Annotated in this window: 23 protein-coding genes and 1 pseudogene; 6 read left to right on the forward strand and 18 right to left on the reverse strand. The window is 52.7% G+C overall.

What is annotated here, in order from left to right; genetic code table 11:
* Nucleotides 1–2: 2 nt before the first annotated feature.
* The 4 genes from mutM to radC form a co-directional block, all read right to left on the reverse strand.
* The gene (gene mutM, locus CLM71_RS23285; RefSeq protein WP_105233554.1) at nucleotides 3–812 is read right to left on the reverse strand and encodes a bifunctional DNA-formamidopyrimidine glycosylase/DNA-(apurinic or apyrimidinic site) lyase; all 810 of its coding nucleotides are present in this window, start codon (nucleotides 810–812) and stop codon (nucleotides 3–5) included.
* 168 nt (nucleotides 813–980) lie between these two features.
* Complete coding sequence (gene rpmG, locus CLM71_RS23290) at nucleotides 981–1,148, reverse strand: 50S ribosomal protein L33 (RefSeq protein ID WP_002442576.1); 168 nt, start codon at nucleotides 1,146–1,148, stop codon at nucleotides 981–983.
* Between the two features lie 16 nt (nucleotides 1,149–1,164).
* Nucleotides 1,165–1,401 (reverse strand): 50S ribosomal protein L28, encoded by a 237-nt coding sequence (rpmB, locus tag CLM71_RS23295; protein WP_015962363.1) that lies wholly within the window; start codon nucleotides 1,399–1,401, stop codon nucleotides 1,165–1,167.
* Nucleotides 1,402–1,664: 263 nt separating this feature from the next.
* Nucleotides 1,665–2,348: a DNA repair protein RadC gene (gene radC / locus CLM71_RS23300; protein WP_105233088.1), complete on the reverse strand. Its 684-nt coding sequence runs from the start codon at nucleotides 2,346–2,348 to the stop codon at nucleotides 1,665–1,667.
* Between the two features lie 184 nt (nucleotides 2,349–2,532).
* Here radC and coaBC point away from each other — a divergent pair, with 184 nt between their 5' ends.
* The 3 genes from coaBC (at nucleotide 2,533) to slmA (ending at nucleotide 5,065) form a co-directional block, all read left to right on the forward strand.
* Entirely contained in the window at nucleotides 2,533–3,747 is a 1,215-nt protein-coding gene (coaBC, locus tag CLM71_RS23305) for a bifunctional phosphopantothenoylcysteine decarboxylase/phosphopantothenate--cysteine ligase CoaBC (RefSeq protein WP_105233556.1), read from the forward strand.
* Nucleotides 3,725–4,183 (forward strand): dUTP diphosphatase, encoded by a 459-nt coding sequence (dut, locus tag CLM71_RS23310; protein ID WP_105233089.1) that lies wholly within the window; start codon nucleotides 3,725–3,727, stop codon nucleotides 4,181–4,183. The genes coaBC and dut overlap by 23 nt, the downstream gene beginning before the upstream one ends.
* 285 nt (nucleotides 4,184–4,468) lie before the next feature.
* Nucleotides 4,469–5,065, forward strand: coding sequence for a nucleoid occlusion factor SlmA (slmA, locus tag CLM71_RS23315; protein ID WP_015962367.1), 597 nt, complete (start codon nucleotides 4,469–4,471; stop codon nucleotides 5,063–5,065).
* Nucleotides 5,066–5,111: 46 nt separating this feature from the next.
* Here slmA and pyrE read toward each other — a convergent pair whose 3' ends face one another.
* Nucleotides 5,112–5,753, reverse strand: a complete 642-nt coding sequence (gene pyrE, locus CLM71_RS23320) for an orotate phosphoribosyltransferase (RefSeq protein WP_105233090.1) — start codon at nucleotides 5,751–5,753, stop codon at nucleotides 5,112–5,114.
* An 85-nt stretch (nucleotides 5,754–5,838) separates the two neighbouring features.
* Nucleotides 5,839–6,555, reverse strand: coding sequence for a ribonuclease PH (gene rph / locus CLM71_RS23325; protein WP_105233091.1), 717 nt, complete (start codon nucleotides 6,553–6,555; stop codon nucleotides 5,839–5,841).
* 194 nt (nucleotides 6,556–6,749) lie between these two features.
* On the opposite strand from rph, the gene CLM71_RS23330 reads away from it, so the two are divergent.
* The 3 genes and pseudogenes from CLM71_RS23330 to CLM71_RS23340 all read left to right on the forward strand — a co-directional run bounded on the left by CLM71_RS23330 (nucleotide 6,750) and on the right by CLM71_RS23340 (nucleotide 9,124).
* The gene (locus tag CLM71_RS23330) at nucleotides 6,750–7,613 is read left to right on the forward strand and encodes a YicC/YloC family endoribonuclease (RefSeq protein WP_061321841.1); all 864 of its coding nucleotides are present in this window, start codon (nucleotides 6,750–6,752) and stop codon (nucleotides 7,611–7,613) included.
* A 210-nt stretch (nucleotides 7,614–7,823) separates the two neighbouring features.
* Nucleotides 7,824–8,673 (forward strand): annotated as a pseudogene (locus CLM71_RS23335) (YPO3983 family protein).
* Nucleotides 8,657–9,124 carry a DUF943 family protein gene (locus CLM71_RS23340; protein WP_105233092.1) on the forward strand — a complete coding sequence of 156 codons (468 nt, stop codon included), beginning with the start codon at nucleotides 8,657–8,659 and terminating at the stop codon, nucleotides 9,122–9,124. The pseudogene CLM71_RS23335 and the gene CLM71_RS23340 overlap by 17 nt, the downstream one beginning before the upstream one ends.
* Nucleotides 9,125–9,353: 229 nt before the next feature.
* Here the strand turns inward: CLM71_RS23340 and CLM71_RS23345 are convergent, their stop codons facing one another.
* The 12 genes from CLM71_RS23345 to CLM71_RS24065 all read right to left on the reverse strand — a co-directional run bounded on the left by CLM71_RS23345 (nucleotide 9,354) and on the right by CLM71_RS24065 (nucleotide 20,183).
* Nucleotides 9,354–9,746, reverse strand: a complete 393-nt coding sequence (locus CLM71_RS23345; RefSeq protein WP_105233093.1) for a DUF4150 domain-containing protein — start codon at nucleotides 9,744–9,746, stop codon at nucleotides 9,354–9,356.
* A gap of 9 nt (nucleotides 9,747–9,755) precedes the next feature.
* Nucleotides 9,756–10,361, reverse strand: coding sequence for a DUF3540 domain-containing protein (locus CLM71_RS23350; protein ID WP_061321839.1), 606 nt, complete (start codon nucleotides 10,359–10,361; stop codon nucleotides 9,756–9,758).
* A 15-nt stretch (nucleotides 10,362–10,376) separates the two neighbouring features.
* Entirely contained in the window at nucleotides 10,377–11,447 is a 1,071-nt protein-coding gene (locus tag CLM71_RS23355; RefSeq protein WP_105233094.1) for a pentapeptide repeat-containing protein, read from the reverse strand.
* Nucleotides 11,444–13,984 carry a DUF2169 domain-containing protein gene (locus CLM71_RS23360; protein WP_105233095.1) on the reverse strand — a complete coding sequence of 847 codons (2,541 nt, stop codon included), beginning with the start codon at nucleotides 13,982–13,984 and terminating at the stop codon, nucleotides 11,444–11,446. The genes CLM71_RS23355 and CLM71_RS23360 overlap by 4 nt, the downstream gene beginning before the upstream one ends.
* Nucleotides 13,985–14,201: 217 nt before the next feature.
* On the reverse strand, nucleotides 14,202–14,588 hold the full coding sequence (locus CLM71_RS23365; protein ID WP_234008603.1) for a hypothetical protein: 387 nt from the start codon (nucleotides 14,586–14,588) through the stop codon (nucleotides 14,202–14,204).
* Nucleotides 14,589–14,698: 110 nt separating this feature from the next.
* On the reverse strand, nucleotides 14,699–15,085 hold the full coding sequence (locus CLM71_RS23370) for a DUF3592 domain-containing protein (RefSeq protein ID WP_105233096.1): 387 nt from the start codon (nucleotides 15,083–15,085) through the stop codon (nucleotides 14,699–14,701).
* Nucleotides 15,086–15,157: 72 nt separating this feature from the next.
* Entirely contained in the window at nucleotides 15,158–15,505 is a 348-nt protein-coding gene (locus CLM71_RS24060; RefSeq protein WP_158684856.1) for a hypothetical protein, read from the reverse strand.
* A 252-nt stretch (nucleotides 15,506–15,757) separates the two neighbouring features.
* Nucleotides 15,758–16,147 (reverse strand): hypothetical protein, encoded by a 390-nt coding sequence (locus CLM71_RS23375; protein WP_105233097.1) that lies wholly within the window; start codon nucleotides 16,145–16,147, stop codon nucleotides 15,758–15,760.
* Between the two features lie 18 nt (nucleotides 16,148–16,165).
* Complete coding sequence (locus tag CLM71_RS23380; protein ID WP_105233098.1) at nucleotides 16,166–18,436, reverse strand: type VI secretion system Vgr family protein; 2,271 nt, start codon at nucleotides 18,434–18,436, stop codon at nucleotides 16,166–16,168.
* A 330-nt stretch (nucleotides 18,437–18,766) separates the two neighbouring features.
* On the reverse strand, nucleotides 18,767–19,144 hold the full coding sequence (locus CLM71_RS23385) for a hypothetical protein (RefSeq protein ID WP_234008604.1): 378 nt from the start codon (nucleotides 19,142–19,144) through the stop codon (nucleotides 18,767–18,769).
* A 132-nt stretch (nucleotides 19,145–19,276) separates the two neighbouring features.
* Complete coding sequence (locus CLM71_RS23390) at nucleotides 19,277–19,651, reverse strand: hypothetical protein (protein ID WP_105233100.1); 375 nt, start codon at nucleotides 19,649–19,651, stop codon at nucleotides 19,277–19,279.
* Between the two features lie 139 nt (nucleotides 19,652–19,790).
* Nucleotides 19,791–20,183: a hypothetical protein gene (locus CLM71_RS24065; protein ID WP_158684857.1), complete on the reverse strand. Its 393-nt coding sequence runs from the start codon at nucleotides 20,181–20,183 to the stop codon at nucleotides 19,791–19,793.
* Between the last annotated feature and the right edge of the window lie 44 nt (nucleotides 20,184–20,227).

Raw genomic sequence — 20,227 nt, forward strand, 5'->3', positions numbered from 1 at the left:
CCTTAATGCTGGCAGCCGCGGCAAAAGAAGGTGCTGCGCTGCCCGTGCTTCGCGCTCTCAATCGGCGTACCGCACACGCGGCAAGGCTCGCCGGTGCGTCCGTAAACCTGTAATTCCTGTGCAAAATATCCCGGTTTCCCGTCCGATTGCAGAAAATCACGCAGCGTGGTTCCGCCCTGTTCAATCGAGCGCTGCAACACGGCCTTGATTGTTTTCGCCAGCAGTTCGGCCTCTGGCAAACTCAAAGATCCTGCGGGACGGTCAGGAAGGATCCCGGCGGTAAACAGCGACTCGCTGGCATAGATATTTCCAACGCCTACCACCAGCTTGTTGTCCATCAGCCAGGGTTTAATCAGCGTGCGCTTATTGCGTGACTTATCAAACAGGTATTGGCCGTCAAAGGCATCGCCAAGCGGTTCCGGCCCCAGGTGAGCCAACACGTTACTGGTTGCCAGGTCTTCACACCACAGCCAGGCGCCAAAGCGACGCGGGTCGGTATAGCGCAGAATCATACCGTTGCTCATCACCAGATCGACGTGGTCATGCTTGCCGGCTTCGACCTCTTCCGCCAGCACACGCAGGCTGCCCGACATGCCGAGGTGCACAATAATCCAGCCGGCATCCAGTTCAATCAGCAGGTATTTGGCGCGACGCTGGACGCTGCGCACCGGCCGATCGCTTAACGCCAGGATCTGCTCAGAGACCGGCCAGCGTAAACGCGCATTGCGCACCACCGCATACTGGATGCTGTGCCCGACAAGATACGGTTCAATACCGCGGCGACTGGTTTCAACTTCTGGTAATTCTGGCACGGCGCGCTCCTCTCGCATTCGGTTGCCCTACGACGTCCAGATTACTGCCTGGCGGCGGCTCTGTGAATCCCCGCAGCAGAACAGCGGCTGACGCACGGCCAAATACGGAGGGCAAAAAGCAAAAAACCCGGCCGAAGCCGGGTTTTACTTAATCCACTAAACTAAGAATTACTTAATTTTAGCTTCTTTGTAGACTACGTGCTGACGGACAACTGGATCGAATTTCTTCAGTTCCAGTTTTTCCGGCTTAGTACGCTTGTTCTTCGTGGTGGTATAGAAGTGACCAGTACCAGCAGAAGAAACCAGCTTGATCTTCTCGCGAACACCTTTAGCCATGATTCAGTTCCTTTCCTTAATACTTCTCACCACGGGCACGCAGATCGGCCAGAACCGTCTCAATACCCTTCTTATCAATAATACGCATACCTTTAGCAGATACACGCAGAGTTACAAAGCGCTTCTCAGCCTCAACCCAAAAACGGTGTGAGTGCAGGTTTGGCAGAAAACGGCGTTTGGTCGCGTTCATTGCGTGGGAACGGTTGTTACCGCTCACCGGGCGCTTGCCAGTAACTTGGCAGACTCGGGACATGTCTATTCTCCAAAAATCAAATCAGCTCGAGCTTCGTATAGGGTATGGCCGCCTCGTCAGGCTTTAGAGCCCATCTCAGCAAACTTCATACTGAGGAGACTCTCGTCATCAGGTCAGAAACCACACATCAGGTCAGAAACCTGCTGAGATAGGCTCTTAACGCCAAACCCAAGATTCTCAAAGGTGGCGTAGTATACGCTCTGAAGCGTAAGTGCTCAAGTCCCGAACAGCTAAAGATCCCTCAAGGATCGCGAAATTTTTTCCTAAAGCCAGCCGCGCTCGGCAAAAGAGACGCATTCGCCCCGGCCGATAACCAGATGATCGAGCACCCGGATCTCCAATAATTGGCAGGCATTGACGATTTGTTCGGTGATTTGGCGGTCGGCCAGGCTGGGTTCAGCCCGCCCCGAGGGGTGATTATGCGCCAAAATAATGGCGGCAGCATTCGCTTTTAAGGCTTCGCGCACGATTTCCCGCGGGTGAACCACCACGCTGCTGATGCTGCCCGCAAACATTTCCTGATGGCGGAGCACCCGGTGCTGGTTATCCAGCAACAACACTAAAAAAACCTCTCGTTCGCGATGCGTCAGCAGACTTTGCAGGTAATTGCGGGTGACCTGCGGGTTCAGCAGCGCGTCCTCCTGCGTCAACCGGCTGGAAAAGCAGCGAAACGCCAGTTCCGACGTAGCGCTCAGCTGGCTGTATGTGGCGTCCCCCACGCCCTTCTGAGCGCACAGCTGGGCATAATCCGCCGACACCAGCCGATGCAGCGAGCCAAACTGCCGCAGCAGCTGTTCCGCACGCGACATAACGTGTACGCCGGGAAAACCGGTACGCAAAAAAATCGCCAGCAGTTCAACATCCGAAAGTGCCGCCGCGCCGTCGCGCAGCAATTTTTCCCTTGGCGCCAGCTCACCCGGCCACGGCGCCAGACCGTGATTATTCATGATTCGTCCTCCCTGAGCTGGCTATCATGCCATGCGATGCCGGGGTTAACGACGGCTGCCGGATAAGCTTGCGATGCACCGCGCAAAGCTCAATGTAACGACCACCAGGTTATGCAGAAACGCTCATCCACGCGGCGAGTATGCTAAAATGGCGCATCTTTCGGTTTTCAATCGGACAATGACGATGACGGGACTTTCCGGCAAACATATCGTACTGGGCATCAGCGGCGGCATCGCCGCGTATAAATGCCCGGAGCTGGTGCGCCGCCTGCGCGACAGGGGCGCCGAAGTACGCGTAGTGATGACCCAGGCTGCGCAGTCGTTCATTACCCCGCTGACGCTGCAGGCGGTTTCCGGCTATCCGGTGTCGGACGATCTGCTGGATCCCGCCGCAGAGGCCGCCATGGGCCATATCGAGCTGGGCAAGTGGGCCGATCTGGTGATTCTGGCGCCGGCAACGGCGGATTTGCTGGCGCGCGTCGCCGCCGGCATGGCCAACGACCTGCTCACCACCCTGTGCCTGGCAACCGCCGCCCCCATCGCAGCCGCACCGGCGATGAACCAACAGATGTACCGTGCCACGGCGACGCAGGCTAACCTGCGCACCCTGCAGGCGCGCGGCATGCTGATGTGGGGGCCGGACAGCGGCAGCCAGGCCTGCGGCGACGTCGGTCCGGGACGCATGCTCGACCCGCTGGAGCTGGTCGACCTGGCGAACCGCCACTTCTCAACGCCGCAGGACCTCACGCACCTTAAGCTGATGGTCACCGCCGGCCCGACGCGCGAGGCGCTGGATCCGGTACGCTTTATCAGCAACCACAGCTCGGGCAAAATGGGCTTTGCCATTGCCGCCGCAGCCGCAGCGCGCGGCGCGCAGGTGACGCTGATCGCCGGGCCGGTGGATCAGCCGACCCCGCCGTCGGTAACGCGTATTGACGTCACCAGCGCGCTGGAGATGGAGCAGGCCGTGCAGCAGCGGGCGGCTCAGCAGGATATTTTCGTCTCCTGCGCCGCGGTGGCGGATTACCGCCCGGCACAGGTGGCCGATGAAAAAATAAAAAAACAGGGTGATGACATCACCATCAAGATGGTAAAAAACCCCGACATTGTCGCCGGCGTTGCCGCCATGAACAAAAACCGACCGTTTGTCGTTGGGTTTGCTGCCGAAACCCAGAATGTGGAAGAATACGCGCGACAAAAACTGGCGCGTAAGAAACTGGATGTAATCTGCGCCAACGATGTATCGCTTGCAGGGCAGGGTTTCAACAGTGACACCAATGCCTTACACCTTTTTTGGCAGGATGGGGAAAAGCGCCTGGCGCTTAGCGATAAAGCTCTCCTTGGCCAACGTTTAATAGACGAGATAGTCAGCCGTTATGATGAAAAAAATCGACGTTAAGATTCTCGACCCGCGTATCGGTCAAGATTTTCCATTACCGACCTACGCCACGCCGGGTTCTGCGGGCCTCGATCTGCGCGCCTGCCTGGACGCTGCGGTCGAGCTGGCGCCGGGGGAAACCACCCTGCTGCCGACCGGTCTGGCCATTCACATCGCTGACGCCAACCTGGCGGCGGTGATCCTGCCGCGCTCCGGCCTGGGCCATAAGCACGGCGTCGTGCTGGGCAATCTGGTCGGCCTGATCGACTCCGACTATCAGGGGCAACTGATGGTTTCCGTATGGAACCGCGGGCAAAAGACGTTCACCATCGAGCCGGGCGAACGCATCGCGCAGATGGTCTTCGTACCGGTGGTGCAGGCGGAATTCAACCTGGTCGAAGAATTCGACAGCAGCGAACGCGGCGAGGGCGGCTTCGGCCACTCGGGTCGCCAATAAGCAATACCGCATTAGGATGGCCGGCAGGGAAGCCGCCTGAAACACCGTATTCCGGAGGCATGGAGACCTCAGCAACGGGTTTCCCGGCTGCCGACAAGGCTCTGCGCGTCATACCATGAGGCGCATAACCGCCGCAGGCCAGGCAATGCGAAGAAAACCGGTCGTAAAGACCGCTGACCCCACACCGTAAAAAAGCTATCACATAAGCCGCACAGAATAGCTTCTGGCGCGGCCGGTGCCGGGTTTCCAAAAGTCCAAGCCGTTTTAGCAAGGGTCTAATCAGACATGGCAGAAAAAGAAAATACCAAAAGGAATCGGCGCGAGGAGATACTGCAGGCGTTAGCCCAGATGCTGGAATCCAGCGACGGCAGCCAGCGCATCACCACGGCAAAACTGGCTGCGAATGTCGGTGTCTCTGAAGCCGCGCTGTACCGGCATTTTCCCAGCAAGACGCGGATGTTCGACAGCCTGATCGAGTTTATCGAAGACAGCCTGATCACGCGTATCAACCTGATCCTGCAGGATGAAAAAGAGACCTTCAGCCGCCTGCGGCTGATTCTGCTGCTCGTCCTCAGCTTTGCCGAGCGCAACCCGGGGTTAACGCGGATTATGACCGGCCATGCGCTGATGTTTGAACAGGATCGCCTGCAGGGCCGGATTAACCAGCTGTTTGAACGCATAGAAGCGCAACTGCGCCAGGTGTTGAAAGAGCGCAAGCTGCGGGAAGGGAAAGGTTTTATCGTGGATGAAACCATGCTGGCCAGCCAGCTGCTGGCATTCTGCGAAGGCATGCTGTCACGCTATGTGCGTTCCGAATTCCGCTACCGCCCAACGGAAGAGTTTGAAGGACGCTGGCCGCTGCTGGCGGCGCAGTTACAGTAAGATAACGCCGGGCATGCCCGGCGTTATTATATCGTCAGCCGCGCGATTAAATGCCGTACTGTTCGCGGTAAGCGCGCACCGCCGCCAGATGCTCCGCCATTTCCGGCTTTTCTGCCAAATAGGCGATCAGATCCTGCAACGTGACGATAGAGATGACCTTGCAGTGATAATCGCGCTCCACTTCCTGAATCGCTGACACTTCGCCACGGCCGCGCTCCTGGCGGTCGAGGGAAATCAGCACGCCGGCCAGGCTGGCGCCGCTGGCGTTGATAATCTCCATAGACTCACGGATAGCAGTACCGGCGGTGATCACATCATCCACCAGCATCACGCGCCCCTGCAACGGGCTGCCGACCAACGAGCCGCCTTCGCCGTGGGTTTTCGCCTCTTTACGGTTGAAGCAGTAAGGCACGTCGCGATCGTGATGTTCGGCCAGCGCGACGGCGGTGGTGGTAGCAATCGGAATGCCTTTATACGCCGGGCCAAACAGCAAATCGAAATCAATGCCGGCATCCACCAGCGCCTCAGCATAAAAACGCCCTAACAGCGCAAGGTCGCGCCCGGTATTGAACAGGCCGGCGTTGAAGAAATACGGGCTGGTGCGGCCGGATTTCAGGGTGAACTCGCCGAACTTCAATACCTGCTTGTTAAGCGCAAACTCGATAAACCGGCGCTGATAGGCTTTCATGACTGCTTCTCCTCGTCTTGATACTGATTCATACTGCGCCCGATCGCCGGGCGTAAAAAAGGCGACTTCTCAGTCGCCTTAAAAATTATTCTGCCAGCGCCGCTTTCTGCGCCTGGAAAATAGTGTCGATGCCCCCTCGGGCCAACGCCAGCAACGCCAGCAGCTCATCATGGCTGAACGGCTCACCTTCTGCGGTGCCCTGCACCTCGATCATGCGGCCATCTTCCATCATCACCACGTTCATATCGGTTTCCGCTGCGGAATCTTCCACATATTCCAGATCGCAGACCGGCTCGCCGCCCACGATGCCGACAGAAACGGCGGCCACCATGCCTTTCATCGGGTTAGCCTTCAGCTTGCCGGCGGCAACCAGCGCATTGAGCGCGTCGGCCAGCGCCACGCAGGCGCCGGTAATCGAGGCGGTGCGGGTGCCGCCATCCGCCTGCAGCACGTCGCAGTCGAGCGTAATGGTGAACTCGCCCAGTTTTTTCAGATCGACCGCCGCACGCAGCGAACGGGCGATCAACCGCTGAATCTCCAGCGTGCGTCCGCCCTGCTTGCCTTTCGCCGCTTCACGGGCGTTGCGGCTGTGGGTCGAACGCGGCAGCATGCCGTATTCTGCAGTGATCCAGCCTTGCCCCTGGCCTTTCAGAAAGCGCGGTACGCCATCTTCAACCGTGGCGGTGCACAGAACTTTGGTATCGCCAAACTCAACCAGCACTGAACCTTCAGCGTGTTTCGTGTAGTGACGGGTGAGTGTCAGGGGGCGAACTTGTTGTGGTGCTCTGCCAGCTGGACGCATGGGGCTTTCTCCGACGTTAAATCATCATTGGCTGCGCATTATACCCAAAATATCGCCAGTTGCAGCAACGTGACGAGATAACCGCCCAAAGTGCCCGCTGCGCGGCGATCTTGCCGCATCGTGACGTTATGCCTATCTTGCCCGCGGCGGCAACGCTATAATCGAACCATCATTTCTTAATTCGGGTACGCACAATGATCCGCAGCATGACCGCCTACGCCCGGCGTGAAATCAAGGGTGAATGGGGCAGCGCAGCTTGGGAGCTGCGTTCCGTTAACCAACGTTACCTGGAAACCTATATCCGCCTGCCGGAGCAGTTCCGCAGCCTGGAGCCGGTGGTTCGTGAACGCATCCGCGGCCGCCTGACACGCGGTAAAGTGGAGTGCAACCTGCGCTTTGAGCTGGATCCCAGCGCGCAAAGCTCGCTGATTCTGAACGAAAAGCTGGCCAAACAGCTGGTGGAAGCCGCCAACTGGGTGAAAATGCAAAGCGACGAAGGGGAAATCAACCCGATCGACGTGCTGCGCTGGCCGGGCGTGATGTCCGCACAGGAGCAGGATCTGGACGCCATCAGCGCACAGCTGCTGCAGGCGCTGGACGGCGCGCTGGATGACTTTATCGCCGCGCGGGAGAGCGAAGGCACCGCACTGAAAGCGCTGATCGAACAGCGCCTGGACGCCGTCGGCGAAGAAGTGGTCAAGGTGCGCGCGCAGATGCCGAATATTCTGCAATGGCAGCGGGAGCGCCTGGTCAGCAAGCTGGAAGAAGCGCAGGTGCAGCTGGAAAATACCCGTCTTGAGCAGGAACTGGTGCTGATGGCGCAGCGTATCGACGTGGCCGAAGAGCTGGACCGCCTGGAGGCGCACGTTAAAGAGACGCGCAACATCCTGAAGAAAAAAGAGGCCGTGGGTCGTCGCCTCGACTTTATGATGCAGGAGTTCAACCGCGAATCGAACACGCTGGCCTCCAAATCCATCAATGCCGACGTCACCACCTCCGCGATTGAGCTGAAGGTGCTGATCGAGCAAATGCGCGAGCAGATTCAGAATATCGAGTGATTTTGCATGCTATCGCATACACAGGCCACCGATGCGAAAGGCATTGCACAGGAGATCCCCTGGCAATCTGAAAGATACTACGTGGCATTTTGAGGATGGACTGAGCGCATAAAGCACCCACTATGCCCCTGCAGAAAATTACGATCAGGGGCTGTACAACGTTTACACGCTGATTACCTCAACGGACTATAATACAAGGAATGTATCACAATGGCCGCACTACAGTTTCCCTGCATCATATTCAAAACTCAAAAGCGGATGGACGACTACAGCGCCAGTGATATGCGCTATGGCGACCTGACAGAAGCACAACTGAAAACTCTTTACGGGCTGGTGGATGTTTCTACCAGAGCCAATCCATATACCCTGACGAAAATCACTCCGTTTAATCAGCCACGGTCTATGTTTTACGGCTCTCGTGGAGAAGGTGAGAAAATTACCCGTCAGCAATGTACTGCCATGCTGTTTGATGAGTTCCGCCACCTGTCAAAACCCTACGCCATCTACAGTCCGTATCGACATCTGATCGAACAGATGATTACTCATATGCAAAATGGCAATGGTTCACCCTTTCGTAGTATGTACCTAGACAGGGCGCTGAAGGATCATATTTTGTCGGATAACACACCAAACAGTACTCGTTTACGGTTAGGTGGGGCTATCGAAAAATATATTGACTGGGAAAATAAACATTACCCGTAAAAAGATAAAGATGAATTGCAAAAAGCTATTCTCGAAGGGAAACTCCCAAAATTTTACCGCTTCCAGGATAATTTTAACGGCATGGGTATAACTGTCCACGACACCTGGGCAACACACATCACTATAAAATCGCTACAGGTTGATAATGGCCGTTACCAGGCGGTGATTCATTACAAAGTCCAAGATCACTTTGGCCTTGATGTTGACGACATTTCAAAATTCAAGTTCAATCAGTTTCGCTTCTTTCGTATCTGGTTTGTGCTACAGCGGTACCGTCAGTTTGGTTTTAAGCCCTTTATGACCAACATGGAAACCACCATAGAAATTTCTGGAGACCGCAAATGAGAGTAAAAAATAAGAAAACTATTGCCTTTCTCACCTTAGCTGTCTCGGTATTGCTTGGCTACTGGCTTTGGTTATCACTGCGTCCGGTAGAGGTTGTTGCAGTTCATGACAATGGTAATCATAGTTATGTTTTAGTCAGGAGTTTCCCGCTGACAGATAAGGGAAAAATAAACTGGTGGTTAAAAAATAAAGATATGCTGAAAGCAAAATATGATATCCCTAAACCATCATCCTCTGGTTATTTCACTATTATTTTTTGGGACTTTGGTGACGGTTATAAAGAGGAAGGAAAATATGACCGACTTTGTTTTGATGATATGAAAACAAAAGTAAACTGTATCGAAAAAGATGCTGTTTTTTCCATAGATAAAAGCAGGAATTTTGGTGTGACTTTCACGGTTTACGATGGTGATAATTATCGCTTGGGCCAAAATAGTGACATTATAAAAGTCGAATCCAATTAGGATTGGATGCCTCGCGGGAAAACAGCATCAAAGAAGCCGCTTCCAATCAGATCGTCACCGGCCAGTCAACAACTACCGATACCTACCAATCTGCTGTCGCACACGCAGGGTGCTTATAAATAGATCCGCTTTCGTTCCATACGTATGATTAACACGAAAACGGCTTCCGCTGGCGGAAGCCGTTTTTTTTATGTCGCTACGCGACGATCGGCCATGATTTTCACGGCGCTTACGGCGCCAGCATCAAGACCTTAAACTGGCTGGGAACAATACGCATCCCCACCGTATTGGTGGAGTTCTGCAAGGATACGCTGGTCAGCCGGGTGGCCGGCGTGCCCTTAAGCAGGACGGTAAACGAGCCGGTCAGGTGGCGCGACGGCCCCATCACCGTGCCGGACGCCACGCCGGTGGCGACGCCCGCATTATCGCCATTGGTCAGCGGCGTCACCGTCGCCATATTGTGGGCCGGCATGCCCATAAACAGAATATTCAGCGCGTTGGGGATCGCCGTCGGCCCCAGCGCGATATCCGGGTAAGGCACCGGCGTCGGTGCAGGCATCGGCGTCAGGCACACGTCCGGGAAGGCCAGATCGACGCCCATCATTTGACAGTTGGCAAACATCGCGGCTCCTTAGCCCATATGGATCTGTTCAGAATCGACTTTGGTGATCGCCTTGGAGGTAATCACCGTGTTGTGCGCGTGCAGACGCGCGTAATCATCGGCCCGGATATCCACCTGCCCGGCCCGCACCTGCTCGGTATTGCGGGTATGACGGAACAGGTTCTGACTGACCTGGGTCACCGTCTGCCATACCGATTCGGCGCGCTTGCCGACCATACGGGTCAGGCTGACCCAGGCGGAAAGCTTATCGCCGCTGTAGTTCATCTCGCCGATATGGCAGTCCCCTTGCTGCGCCTCCACCTTCAGGGTGGCGCCGCTCAGGCTTAACTCTCCGGCGCTGCGGATATGCAGATCCCCCGGCAGCGACAGCTCGGCGCTGCCTTCATCGGCCCGCTCCAGCACCGCCAGCAGCCACGCCTTGTCCGCCGCGCCGGCGATCAGCACGCTGTCGCCGACCGCCGGGGCAATCAGACAGCTTGCCGCCCGGCGGCAGTGCCAGCCGCGGCCTTCGCACTCCACCATCAGGCTGCCGTCGGCAAAACAGTGGGTTACCCGGCCAGCGGCCTGCAGCGGCGGCAGCGCCGCCTGAGCCAGTTTATGATTGATATTGTTCATCACCTCTCCTTAACCTCAACCTCGGCTGTGGCGCTGGGCGCTCCAGGCTTCGGCGGCCAGTAATTCTTCATCGTATTCCAGCATCCCTCTGCGATTTGGGATGTGCGCGCCGTCCTGACGGGCACGGTGAAAGCGGGTTCGGGAAAAACGGACGTCGGTAAAATCCGCCTGACGCAGATCGGCGCCGGAAAAGTCGCTATAGGTCAGATCGCAGAAGCGGAAACGGGTCCCCACGGCAATCGCCTGCTGCAAAATGCTCTGAAACAGCCGGCTCTGACTGAAATCGGCGCCGCTCAGCAGCGCATTGACCATAATCGCCTGATCGAACTGGCTGCCCTGACACTGAGCGCCGCTCAGGTCGGCCTCCATAAACAGCGCCTGACGGGCGTCGACCTGTCGCAGGTTCGCCCGCTGCAGCGAAGCGCCTTTAAAATTGCACTGGGTCAGCTGCGCGCCGCTGAAATCCGCCTCGTCAAGGCGGTTATCGGTAAACTGGCAGCCGGTAAACTGCTGGCGGGCATAGCTTTTATTCCGCTGGTCGCATTCAAAGAACACCACCCGCTCGAAGCTGGCGCCGCCGAAATCGACGCCGCGCAAATCGATACCGTAAAAGGTGGTCATCAGCAGCCGACACTGGGAAAACTGCGCCTTATCCAGCGGCGTTTCAAAGAAGGTGCTGCGATCCAGCGCGCTGCGGCTAAAACGGCTTTGCTGCAACTCGCAGCGCATAAACTGGGTGGTATCAAACTGGCCGTCAGAAAAGTCGCTGGCCGTCAGCACACATTCGTTAAAGACGCACTCGCGCAGCGCCGTACTGGCAGCCCGGAGGTTTGCCATGCCGCACTGGTTAAACACCGTCTGCGCCAGCTGCGCCCCGTCGGCCTGAACATCGTTCAGCTCGCACTCGGTAAACACCGCCTCATGCAGGTTGGCGCCGCGCAGATCGGCACCGTTTAGCGAGACTTCCTGAAAGATACCACCAGACAGGTCGCAGTTGCGCAGATCGAGCCCATCCAGCACCAGCTCGCTAATTGCTTCGCCGCCTTTCACCCGCTGCTGTAAATCTGTTGCGCTAAGATGGCTCATACTGTCTCCCCGTCACGGCCCGGCAACGTTTTAACCCGTTTGGTCCAGGCGCCGTTCAGGCTGGTTTCACTGTCAGTAATGGCCTGCGAGAGATCGGCCCGGAACAGATTGGCGCCGTTAAAGCGGGTACCGCCCAGCAGGCTTTTTTGCAAAATCGCCCCCATCAGGTTGGCGTCGCTGAAGTCGGCCTGGCGGAAATCGCTGCGCACAAACAAACTACCCACTAAATTAGCCCGGGTAAAGTCTGCGCCCTGGCAGCAGGCTTCGCTGAGATCGCTGTTTTCCAGCTTCGCCAGCGTGAAACGAGCGCCGCGCAGCGCCGTCTGGCGCAGGTTGCACTGCTTCAGGGTGGCATTGCTAAAGTCTGCGCCGCTCAGCACGCTTTCCGATGCCGCCGCACAGGTCACCAGCGTCGCGCCATCAAACCGCGCCTGCTCGGCGTGGCTCTCCACCCAGGAACAGCTTTCAAGGCTGGCGCCGCTGAAACAGGCCGCCTCCAGCGTGGTTTTCATAAAGGTGGTTTTATGCAGCCGGGCCGAACTGAAATCGGGCGCCGGCAGCGTCAGCTCCATAAAGACGCAGCCCTCCAGCCGCGCCCGTCGGAAACGGCAGCGGGTCAGCCAGGTTTCACGCAGCAACAGGCCATCCAGAACGGCATCGTCAAAAATACAGTCGTCGAACAGCGTCTGCTGCAGCTGGGTTTCTTTAAAACGCGCGCCACTGAAATCGCTGTGACAACACTGGGCCAACGCCAGGCTGGCACTCTCCAGATCGCATTCCCGCAGTGAGCTGTGATGCAGTTCGCAGCGCGCCAGCATCGCCTCGCGCAAGCAGGCACCATCCAGCCGGCTGTGGCTGAGGTCGGCACACTCCAGCAACGCCCTGCTGAAGTTGGCGCCGCGCAAATCCATACCGGAAAGGTCCGCGCCGGTCAGATCCATACCGCTGAAATCGCCCCCCTGTGCCAGGGTGCGCTGTACGCGGTCGCGAATGATCTGCGCCAGGTCGCCCTTCAGACGCCGGGCCGGCGGCTGGCTCTGTACCGACATCAGGTACATCTGGTGCAACGCCGCCTGACTCTGCGCCAGCTTCTTCTCGCTGATGGCATCCTTATTCTGGTGCAGCATATCCTGCATACGCTGCATCGATTCCGGCCCCCGGGGGCCGTTTTCATCCTCTGCAGCCTCGGGGAAGCGGGCCTCCATCTCGCGCTTGCGCTCTTCGGCTTCGAGACGCTGCGCTTCCGCCTGCTGTTCCAGCTTGTCGATAAACTCCGGCAGTTCGTCCAGCGGCGGGATCTCCGGCTCTTCGAACTCTGGCAGCAGGTCATCTACGCTGTCGCCCTGAGCCTCCAGCCGTGCCCGATGCTGTTCACGTAACAGGTTGGCGCGATTCTTCATATTGTCGCGCATCGGGCTGGGGCTCTGCTCCACTTCACTGTCGATCCAGGGGCCTATGGCGGCTTCCGGCACCAGGTCCTTTTCCCGGAAGGCAAACAGCGCGCCGCGCTCTTTATCCATTCGCTGGCTCAGCACCTTGCGATAGTGGCTGGCCGAACGGGCAGCGCCAACATTCTCCAGAGCGGGCATCAGCTGCAGCACATCGGCGGCGTCATCTTCGTTAATGCGGGTATTGCCCTGCCAAATAAGGATCATCTGCTGCAGATGCGGGAAGAACCAGACGGTGGTGGCGCGCAGCGCGATTTCTTCGAATAACGTCTCATCGCCGCGCTGGCGGTTGATAAAGCAGCGGGCCTGCCACGGCGGCAGCGTGCCCTCCTGCAGCGGCTGTTCCGGATGCATATTCCAGATGCGCCAGCGCGCCTGAGGAGGAAGCGCATCACGCTCCTGCCACCACTGATCGGGCGAGGCGGCGTTAAACACCCGCCAGTCGATATCCCGGGCAAAGCCGGGGAAGTCCTGCTGCAGCCAGCGGGCATCATATTTTTTACCCATGCGCTTAAAGCGTCGCGGCCACAGTAAATCCAGCGCGCCAAAACCCGCCGGTTCCGGCTGCTGACCGGCGGCGGTGATGCGCTCTTGCATTGATTCGATATTGGGCAACGGACGCAGCTGATAGCCACCGACTGCCACCGGATGCAGACCAACGCCGTGAGGGTTTTCATCATGGCCTTCACCGCCCCAGGCGCGGCTCCAGTCCAGCCGCATCTGTTCAAAGGGCTGCGGCGGCGTTGGCCGATCCCCGGCCCAGTAGCGATCGCCATATACCGCCAGGGTTTTGCTCAGACCTTCGATCTCGATACGCGCCGCAACGGCGGTTTTATCCGACTGGTGATGGCTGTAGGCATAACCCGTGGCCAGAAACTCCGCCCGGGCTTTGGGGATCGCCATATCAATCACCCCGCCGCTGGTCTGCAGCTCGCTGGCCGCCAGCTGCCACAGCTCCACTTCCGGCCGCAGCTGCGGCGCCTCCCCCATATCCGCCAGCGCCATCACCGAAACGCCAAGGTGGTTATGGCCCTGCCAGCGATAAGGGCGATTTAATACGCTAAGGCGCAGGGGTTTGATAATTTTCATAGGAGGAGTTCACCATGGCCAAAATAATCATCCGCTAATCGTTTGCATGGAGAATATCATTCTCAAGGTGATAAGTTAACAGAAAAACCATGCGCGACATTCCACTATATAAAAATAAAGTTACCGTCATATTAAACTTGGATTATCCATTAACGCGAACGACCAATATCTCATTACCCTTTCTAAAAAATCAGAGTAAAACCATTGATAAATAACATCAATGGCTAACAATAACGGGTTTTCCAGCGTTATCTTTAATAAAAACAAAATCATTTTTACCATTAGCCTTGGCCTGATATACCAATCCAAGTTGATAAGCCGAAAGCGCAATCAGCAACACGGTTTCCCGGTGTTTTTCCAACATCCAGACGGCTTGGCTTTCAGGATCCTCTAGCCGCAAGTCCATCTCAAGAACAGGGTTATTGTTAATAAACAGGCCGCTTTGCTTTAGCGACAGGATAGTAACGTACACATCTGCGCCCTGTTCAATAATCCCCTGTTCACGCCGACGGGAACCCTTGATAACTCTGTTGGCAAAATAATAACATACCAAGATAATGGTAAACGTTAATATAATATTGGCGGCTTCCAGGATAGCCATCATTTATCCTTATCGGCAATATTTCCTTTAGGTGGAATAGTAACCATACATATCCAACCTGCCAGTAGTACTGGTTTTTATTTCAAACATCTATTATCTATACCACGAATCATTTAATCTCCAAGAATCAATGGCTTATCAATCAAGGCTATTTTGTTCGGATTTTCAGGATCGTACTTTATTGTAGTTATATAGCCTTCTTTAAGGGTTTCAATCTCTTTGAAAGTTAAAGGCTTCATTATTGTTGATTCAACAAGGTCATCTTCTTTTGTTTTAAACCGGAACGTAAGTTTATAAACAGGTTTATTACCATCCCAACTACTTGTTTGAACTGTATTAACAATTTCCGCATCCGTAACCATACCATTTTTTAAAACTGCATCCTGAGAAAAACTATCCTTTAAATATGGGATAAAATTCGTATAGAGGAAGCGTGCCATGGGGAAAACGCCGAACACCAGCGCGATTATTACCATTGTTATAATAAATGCATTGCTCATTTTACTTTCCGCAATTATATTTCCAATTCTTTTTCATACAAAGACACTATTTATCCAATGGGGATTTTATTTTTATCTTGATTTTTTAGGATCAATCCTTGAATATGTCAATGGTATTGAATCACCTTTTTTATATTCTGTTAGTTTCGTTACATCAATAACTGCCCTGCCTTCACTTGTAATGATTTTTTTATCAAAAGTATTAAACCTAACTGTAATCAGAACGTTAACAAACGCAGAGTTTTCGCCACTTGAACTTCTTATCGAAACAATCTCTCCTTGTGTATCAACGGCATCTTGTGGACTAATTTTAACCCCACTCCCTCCACGAATTAGTGCATATACAAAAAAACCATGGCGATGAAAGATATGGCCAATAAAGGGTAAGTTGTAAAATAAGAAAGATTCATTTTCAACCATTAATAGAAGCCACTTTAAAAATAACCATGATAGATTCTCTATCAATCAAATAAAGCATATAAAAAAGTTTTATAAAATTAAAAAATAACTTTCACATTACTAAAAATATAGTTCACTCTAAAAAAACACTCGATACTTACATCCAATATATTAACCAACACCACTACCGAAAAAATGAGTAGTGGTTTCTTGATATCGATAAAAACCTCAATTCGTTAAAATCATAGAGGATTGATATTTTTTAATGAATAGTCACTCATAATCTACAGACATAACCGCGATTTTTTTAGGTGGATTTCCATCATACTTAATAATGATAGGAAGCCCTTTCTTCAACTTAGGTATCTCTGAAGCCCTTACAACAGCAGCTGCACTATATTGCTTATCCTCACCATCAAGATTTGCATCAAAGGTAAAGATGAAATAATAATCAAAATTATTGGTTGCATTTGTTTGTCGCCAACTTACTAGAGATGCATCTTTAATATCCCCTTTCCATCTATCCCTACTTAGCCAGTTTTTTATCTCGGTAAAATCCCCCCCTTGCCCTTTCAGCCCTCTTAGTGATCCAAAAATCATAAAAAATGTCAATGCAAGAGCTGCCAATATTATCAAGAACGAGTGTTGACTTACAAAATTCATCTTACCCCCAAGGAAAAATCAAATAAAAATATGTATTGCACCAATAGCCAAATTCTGTATGGAATTTTCAATTTTAGACAGTGATCTCTGATAATTCATCGGTGCATGGACAACATTTGTTAATGATGTAGACATACTAAAAGGAGTCCAACTGATACTAGCCCCATTAATAGAGTTACTTAACCCATTCATGGAAACATTAACCCCTGTAGAACCAAATGATACTCCCGTAAAGGTAATACTATAACCTTTTGCTGTAGCAAGTTGTGTCGGTGCATCTATAGTTACCTCTGAGTCACTTTTGATATGTATAGAGTTGGGACTAGAGATATCAATCTTTCCACCTGTTACTGTCTGTGTCCAGTTTCCATCATTTACATTAACTGTTAGTCCACCCGCTATAATGGTTTCCGTCTTACCACCATCAGTAATAGTTTCCGTCTTGCCACCAGCTTTTATATTGGTGACCTGTCCACTATCAAAATCCTGCGTGATCTTACCGGTCACGTGATGTGTTTCATCGCCAGTAATGGTGGTATCACGCTTATCTTTAACCTTGACCAAATCACCGCCACTGGTGATTTCGAGATCGCGGCCATTGGTGATCGTCGTTTTTTCACCGTCTTTAAAGGTTTTCGTTTCCTTTTTATCCACCGTCGTGGTGCGGGTAGCGTGATAATTAAAGACCGCATCCCCCGTTACGTCATCCTTCTGCTCTTTAAGAATGGTGGTGGTGCGAGTACCATCGATCGTCACATCTTTATTATTCTCTACCGAAACCCGCATATCTTTTTCCGCATGCATCGACAGCATTTCGGCACCGGGTTTGTCTTCGAAATAGAGATGGCTGGAATTATCAAGATGCCCGTCTTTACTGCGGGTCATAAAGCCCATCTGGGTGGCCGCTGCCGGCAGCGCCCACGGCGGCATGCTGGCTTCGTTATATACCCTGCCCGTCACGATGGGGCGGTCCGGATCGCCGTTGATAAAATCGATCACCACTTCGTCGCCAACGCGCGGGATCTGCACGCCGCCAAACCCCTGACCAGCCCAGGCGCTGGAAACACGCACCCAGCCCGAACTGGTGTCATCGCCATTCGCCAGACGGTCCCAGTGGAACTTCACCTTCACCCGGCCGTATTTATCGGTCCAGATGGATTCGCCCTGCGGCCCTACCACCTTCGCGGTCTGCGGACCGTAGGTACGCGGCCAAGGCGTCGCCTGCTCCGGGCGGAATACGACGGAGGATGGGATCACCGAAAAGTCCAGCCGGTGAACGCTTCCCCCGTCGCTGCCGCTGGCGTAGCGGTTCTCTTCAAACTGGTAGTGCACCGCCGTGGTCAGATACTCGCCGTTATCGCTGAAAAACGGCGCGTTCAGCAGTGCAAAAGTATATCCCGGCGCCAGCCCAACGGCGGTGCCTGTTCCCTGTATCTGCTGGTGATCCACCTGCCAGCGCTCCTGACGGATGCGGGCATAGAACTCGCCGTGGCCATGTTCCACGTAGCGCCCCGGCCAGTCGTAAACGTCGATGCTGCCCGGTGACGGCGAGGCCGGATTCTGACGCGCCTGGAACAGCCAGGCGTTGGGTTTGCGGAAATCGTAGTCGTCCAGGCTGTAGATGCCCGGTGTAACGCTGTCTTCCAGCGCCCACTGGCTGATGCCCTCTTCGTCGGTACTGCCGCCGGAAGGCGTAACATGGTAGGGAATACTCTCGTAACCGCTGAACGGCTGTTGCTGCTGCGGCGCATCCGTCAGCACCAGGGTGTGTTTGTCCGCCTCATGGCTGAAGTGATAGGTAATGCCCTCCAGCTCCATCAAACGGCTGATAAACGCCAGGCTGCTCTCCTGGTACTGCACGCAGTATTCCCAAGGGCGATAGCTACCCGTCAGCCGATCTTCAACATTCACCTGGCTTTCGCCCAGCAAGCTCTTCACTATCTGCGGCACCGTCTGACCCTGGAAGATACGCAGGTTACGGTCACGCTTCATCGGCCACAGATCCGGTTCCATGGTCAGGCGATACTCCGCGTAGCGGGTACCGGACAGCTCCACCGCACTTACCGCCACTCGGGTTACTTTGCCGTTCAGGTAGCGTTTGCCCATCAGGGAACGCGTCGGGATGGTCACCGTAATCGGCTGCCCCAGCAGGCTGCTGCGATCGATGCGCGCATCCGTGCCCAGCAGCGTTACGTTCAGTTCGAACGGCTCCGATAACGCCTCGCGCCCGGAGAGTTTCCAGAAAAGCAGCCCGGGAACGGGTAGCTGGACGGTAATACGATCTAACATGACGGAAGTCCTTTGCCTGACAACGTTAATGCGATAGTGAAGAATCGTCTTTATATCAGGATAGGCCACGATAGTGAAATATAGAATAAGAATATGATGAATATCATCACGTTTATTTATAACATTATAAAGATCGGGTGTTTTGCTCCGCGTAGCTATCCATATCATAAGCCAATAACAGAGTCCTGCACACCGCTTCCCTGTAATGCAAGAGAGGTGCAATGCGCTACGTTCTTTATCCTCACGCTATTTTAGCACTTGGCAAACAGCGTGCGATACGGCGACTCAACTTACTAAAATAAATTACATCCGGTATTAACACGTTATTGCTCAGTCAAAGTCTATACCAATAACGGCCATTTTCTTAGGCGGAACCCCTTGATGCTTTATCGTCACGACTAGCCCTTTCCGCAACTTTCCAGCCTCTGAGGCTTTAACCACTCCTGCAGCGCTGTACTGCTTTAAGCTACCGTCCAACTCGCTTTCAACAGTAAACGAGTAGAAGTAATCAATATTGTGTGTCGCCTGCAGCTGTTTCCATGAGATGAGTCTGGCAGTGGTGACACTACCTTTCCATAAATCTCTACTGCTCCAGTCCTTTATTTCACTACTTTCTTTTTTATTGATCTTTATTCCTTTAAAAGAGAAGTATACATATAGTAAAACAATAACAAACATAGACAAAGAAATATAATCATAATAGTCCACCACTTGCCTCTACAGAATATAAAAATAAATATCGACATCTAAAACAATATCAATCTTATTTATGAGTGTAATTCAACTTAGGATCCAATAAATATAGCATACTAACGCGATAAATTATTATTTCTTGAAAATTTAAAAATCAATATGCATAACTGCTATATTTGATGGAGTGTTATCACTATACTTAATAATTAACCCTAAGCCTTTCTTCAATTTATGAATATCGCTTGGGTTTACAATACCTTTTGCAAAGCATTTCTTTTTCGAATTATTAACATCCAAATAAAAATAGAGATCATAGATGAAACCATCACCGCACTTGGTGCCTGTACGCCTCCATGATTCCAGTGGAACAGTAATCAAATTCCCAGTCCATTGTTCGCGCGAAATCCAACATCTCATTGCAACCAATTGTGATTTTCTTGTCCTGGTCATCATCACTACCAAAATAAAAGAAATTATGGTTGTCAATATACCGAATACAAAAAATGGGTCATTAATAAACATCTTATATTACTTCGTTAAATATATTGGTTATAGGTGTTTTATATTTACACCTAAGAAAACTAACAGATAACAATCCATTCTAATTGAGAGTTCCAACCAGTTTCTTAATAAACACCAAGAATCCTATTCCCTGATGCCATTATCGAGCAAGAAACGGCTGGGGAGCGTCAACTACAACAGTATTAACATCGTTTTTAGAATAACGCAACGGTATCTTTTTTCCAGCTTGATAATCGCTTACATCACTCTTTCTAATAACCATATTAACTCTTCCTATTTTACAGATTCCTTCTTCTGTTTGAAACTCAAACTCCAAGGTAATATTAATAAGATCTATGCTACTCCCAGGGCTTTCATAATACTTTTTAATATCACCTATAACACTCACTCCATTTCTTCGGACATTTCCCTTTCCTCTTTCACTCAAAATACCTTTAACTAAAAACAATACAATAAAAAATATAATTAGAGAAACTATAGATATATGCAATATTGACATGGGATATTGCTGAATAAAATATAATATACTCAAGTTTATTCTCCGTGCACATTTAAATATATAGAACAAATCACAGC

Origin of the sequence: Serratia sp. MYb239 (assembly GCF_002966855.1) — a bacterium.
In the GTDB taxonomy this organism is placed as follows: Bacteria; Pseudomonadota; Gammaproteobacteria; order Enterobacterales; family Enterobacteriaceae; genus Serratia_B; species Serratia_B rhizosphaerae.

Excerpts from the sequence above, each read along its gene's own strand:
- CLM71_RS23345 (WP_105233093.1), bottom strand. The coding sequence starts at position 9,746 with ATGTTTGCCAACTGTCAAATGATGGGCGTCGATCTGGCCTTCCCGGAC.
- pyrE (WP_105233090.1), bottom strand. The coding sequence starts at position 5,753 with ATGAAAGCCTATCAGCGCCGGTTTATCGAGTTTGCGCTTAACAAGCAG.
- rph (WP_105233091.1), bottom strand. The coding sequence starts at position 6,555 with ATGCGTCCAGCTGGCAGAGCACCACAACAAGTTCGCCCCCTGACACTC.
- CLM71_RS23370 (WP_105233096.1), bottom strand. The coding sequence starts at position 15,085 with ATGAGCAATGCATTTATTATAACAATGGTAATAATCGCGCTGGTGTTC.
- CLM71_RS23375 (WP_105233097.1), bottom strand. The coding sequence starts at position 16,147 with ATGAATTTTGTAAGTCAACACTCGTTCTTGATAATATTGGCAGCTCTT.
- CLM71_RS23390 (WP_105233100.1), bottom strand. The coding sequence starts at position 19,651 with ATGTTTATTAATGACCCATTTTTTGTATTCGGTATATTGACAACCATA.
- CLM71_RS23380 (WP_105233098.1), bottom strand. The coding sequence starts at position 18,436 with ATGTTAGATCGTATTACCGTCCAGCTACCCGTTCCCGGGCTGCTTTTC.
- CLM71_RS23330 (WP_061321841.1), top strand. The coding sequence starts at position 6,750 with ATGATCCGCAGCATGACCGCCTACGCCCGGCGTGAAATCAAGGGTGAA.
- CLM71_RS24060 (WP_158684856.1), bottom strand. The coding sequence starts at position 15,505 with ATGGTTGAAAATGAATCTTTCTTATTTTACAACTTACCCTTTATTGGC.
- CLM71_RS23350 (WP_061321839.1), bottom strand. The coding sequence starts at position 10,361 with ATGAACAATATCAATCATAAACTGGCTCAGGCGGCGCTGCCGCCGCTG.
- radC (WP_105233088.1), bottom strand. The coding sequence starts at position 2,348 with ATGAATAATCACGGTCTGGCGCCGTGGCCGGGTGAGCTGGCGCCAAGG.
- rpmB (WP_015962363.1), bottom strand. The coding sequence starts at position 1,401 with ATGTCCCGAGTCTGCCAAGTTACTGGCAAGCGCCCGGTGAGCGGTAAC.
- CLM71_RS23365 (WP_234008603.1), bottom strand. The coding sequence starts at position 14,588 with ATGATGGCTATCCTGGAAGCCGCCAATATTATATTAACGTTTACCATT.
- CLM71_RS23360 (WP_105233095.1), bottom strand. The coding sequence starts at position 13,984 with ATGAAAATTATCAAACCCCTGCGCCTTAGCGTATTAAATCGCCCTTAT.
- coaBC (WP_105233556.1), top strand. The coding sequence starts at position 2,533 with ATGACGGGACTTTCCGGCAAACATATCGTACTGGGCATCAGCGGCGGC.
- CLM71_RS23355 (WP_105233094.1), bottom strand. The coding sequence starts at position 11,447 with ATGAGCCATCTTAGCGCAACAGATTTACAGCAGCGGGTGAAAGGCGGC.
- dut (WP_105233089.1), top strand. The coding sequence starts at position 3,725 with ATGATGAAAAAAATCGACGTTAAGATTCTCGACCCGCGTATCGGTCAA.
- slmA (WP_015962367.1), top strand. The coding sequence starts at position 4,469 with ATGGCAGAAAAAGAAAATACCAAAAGGAATCGGCGCGAGGAGATACTG.
- CLM71_RS23340 (WP_105233092.1), top strand. The coding sequence starts at position 8,657 with ATGAGAGTAAAAAATAAGAAAACTATTGCCTTTCTCACCTTAGCTGTC.
- rpmG (WP_002442576.1), bottom strand. The coding sequence starts at position 1,148 with ATGGCTAAAGGTGTTCGCGAGAAGATCAAGCTGGTTTCTTCTGCTGGT.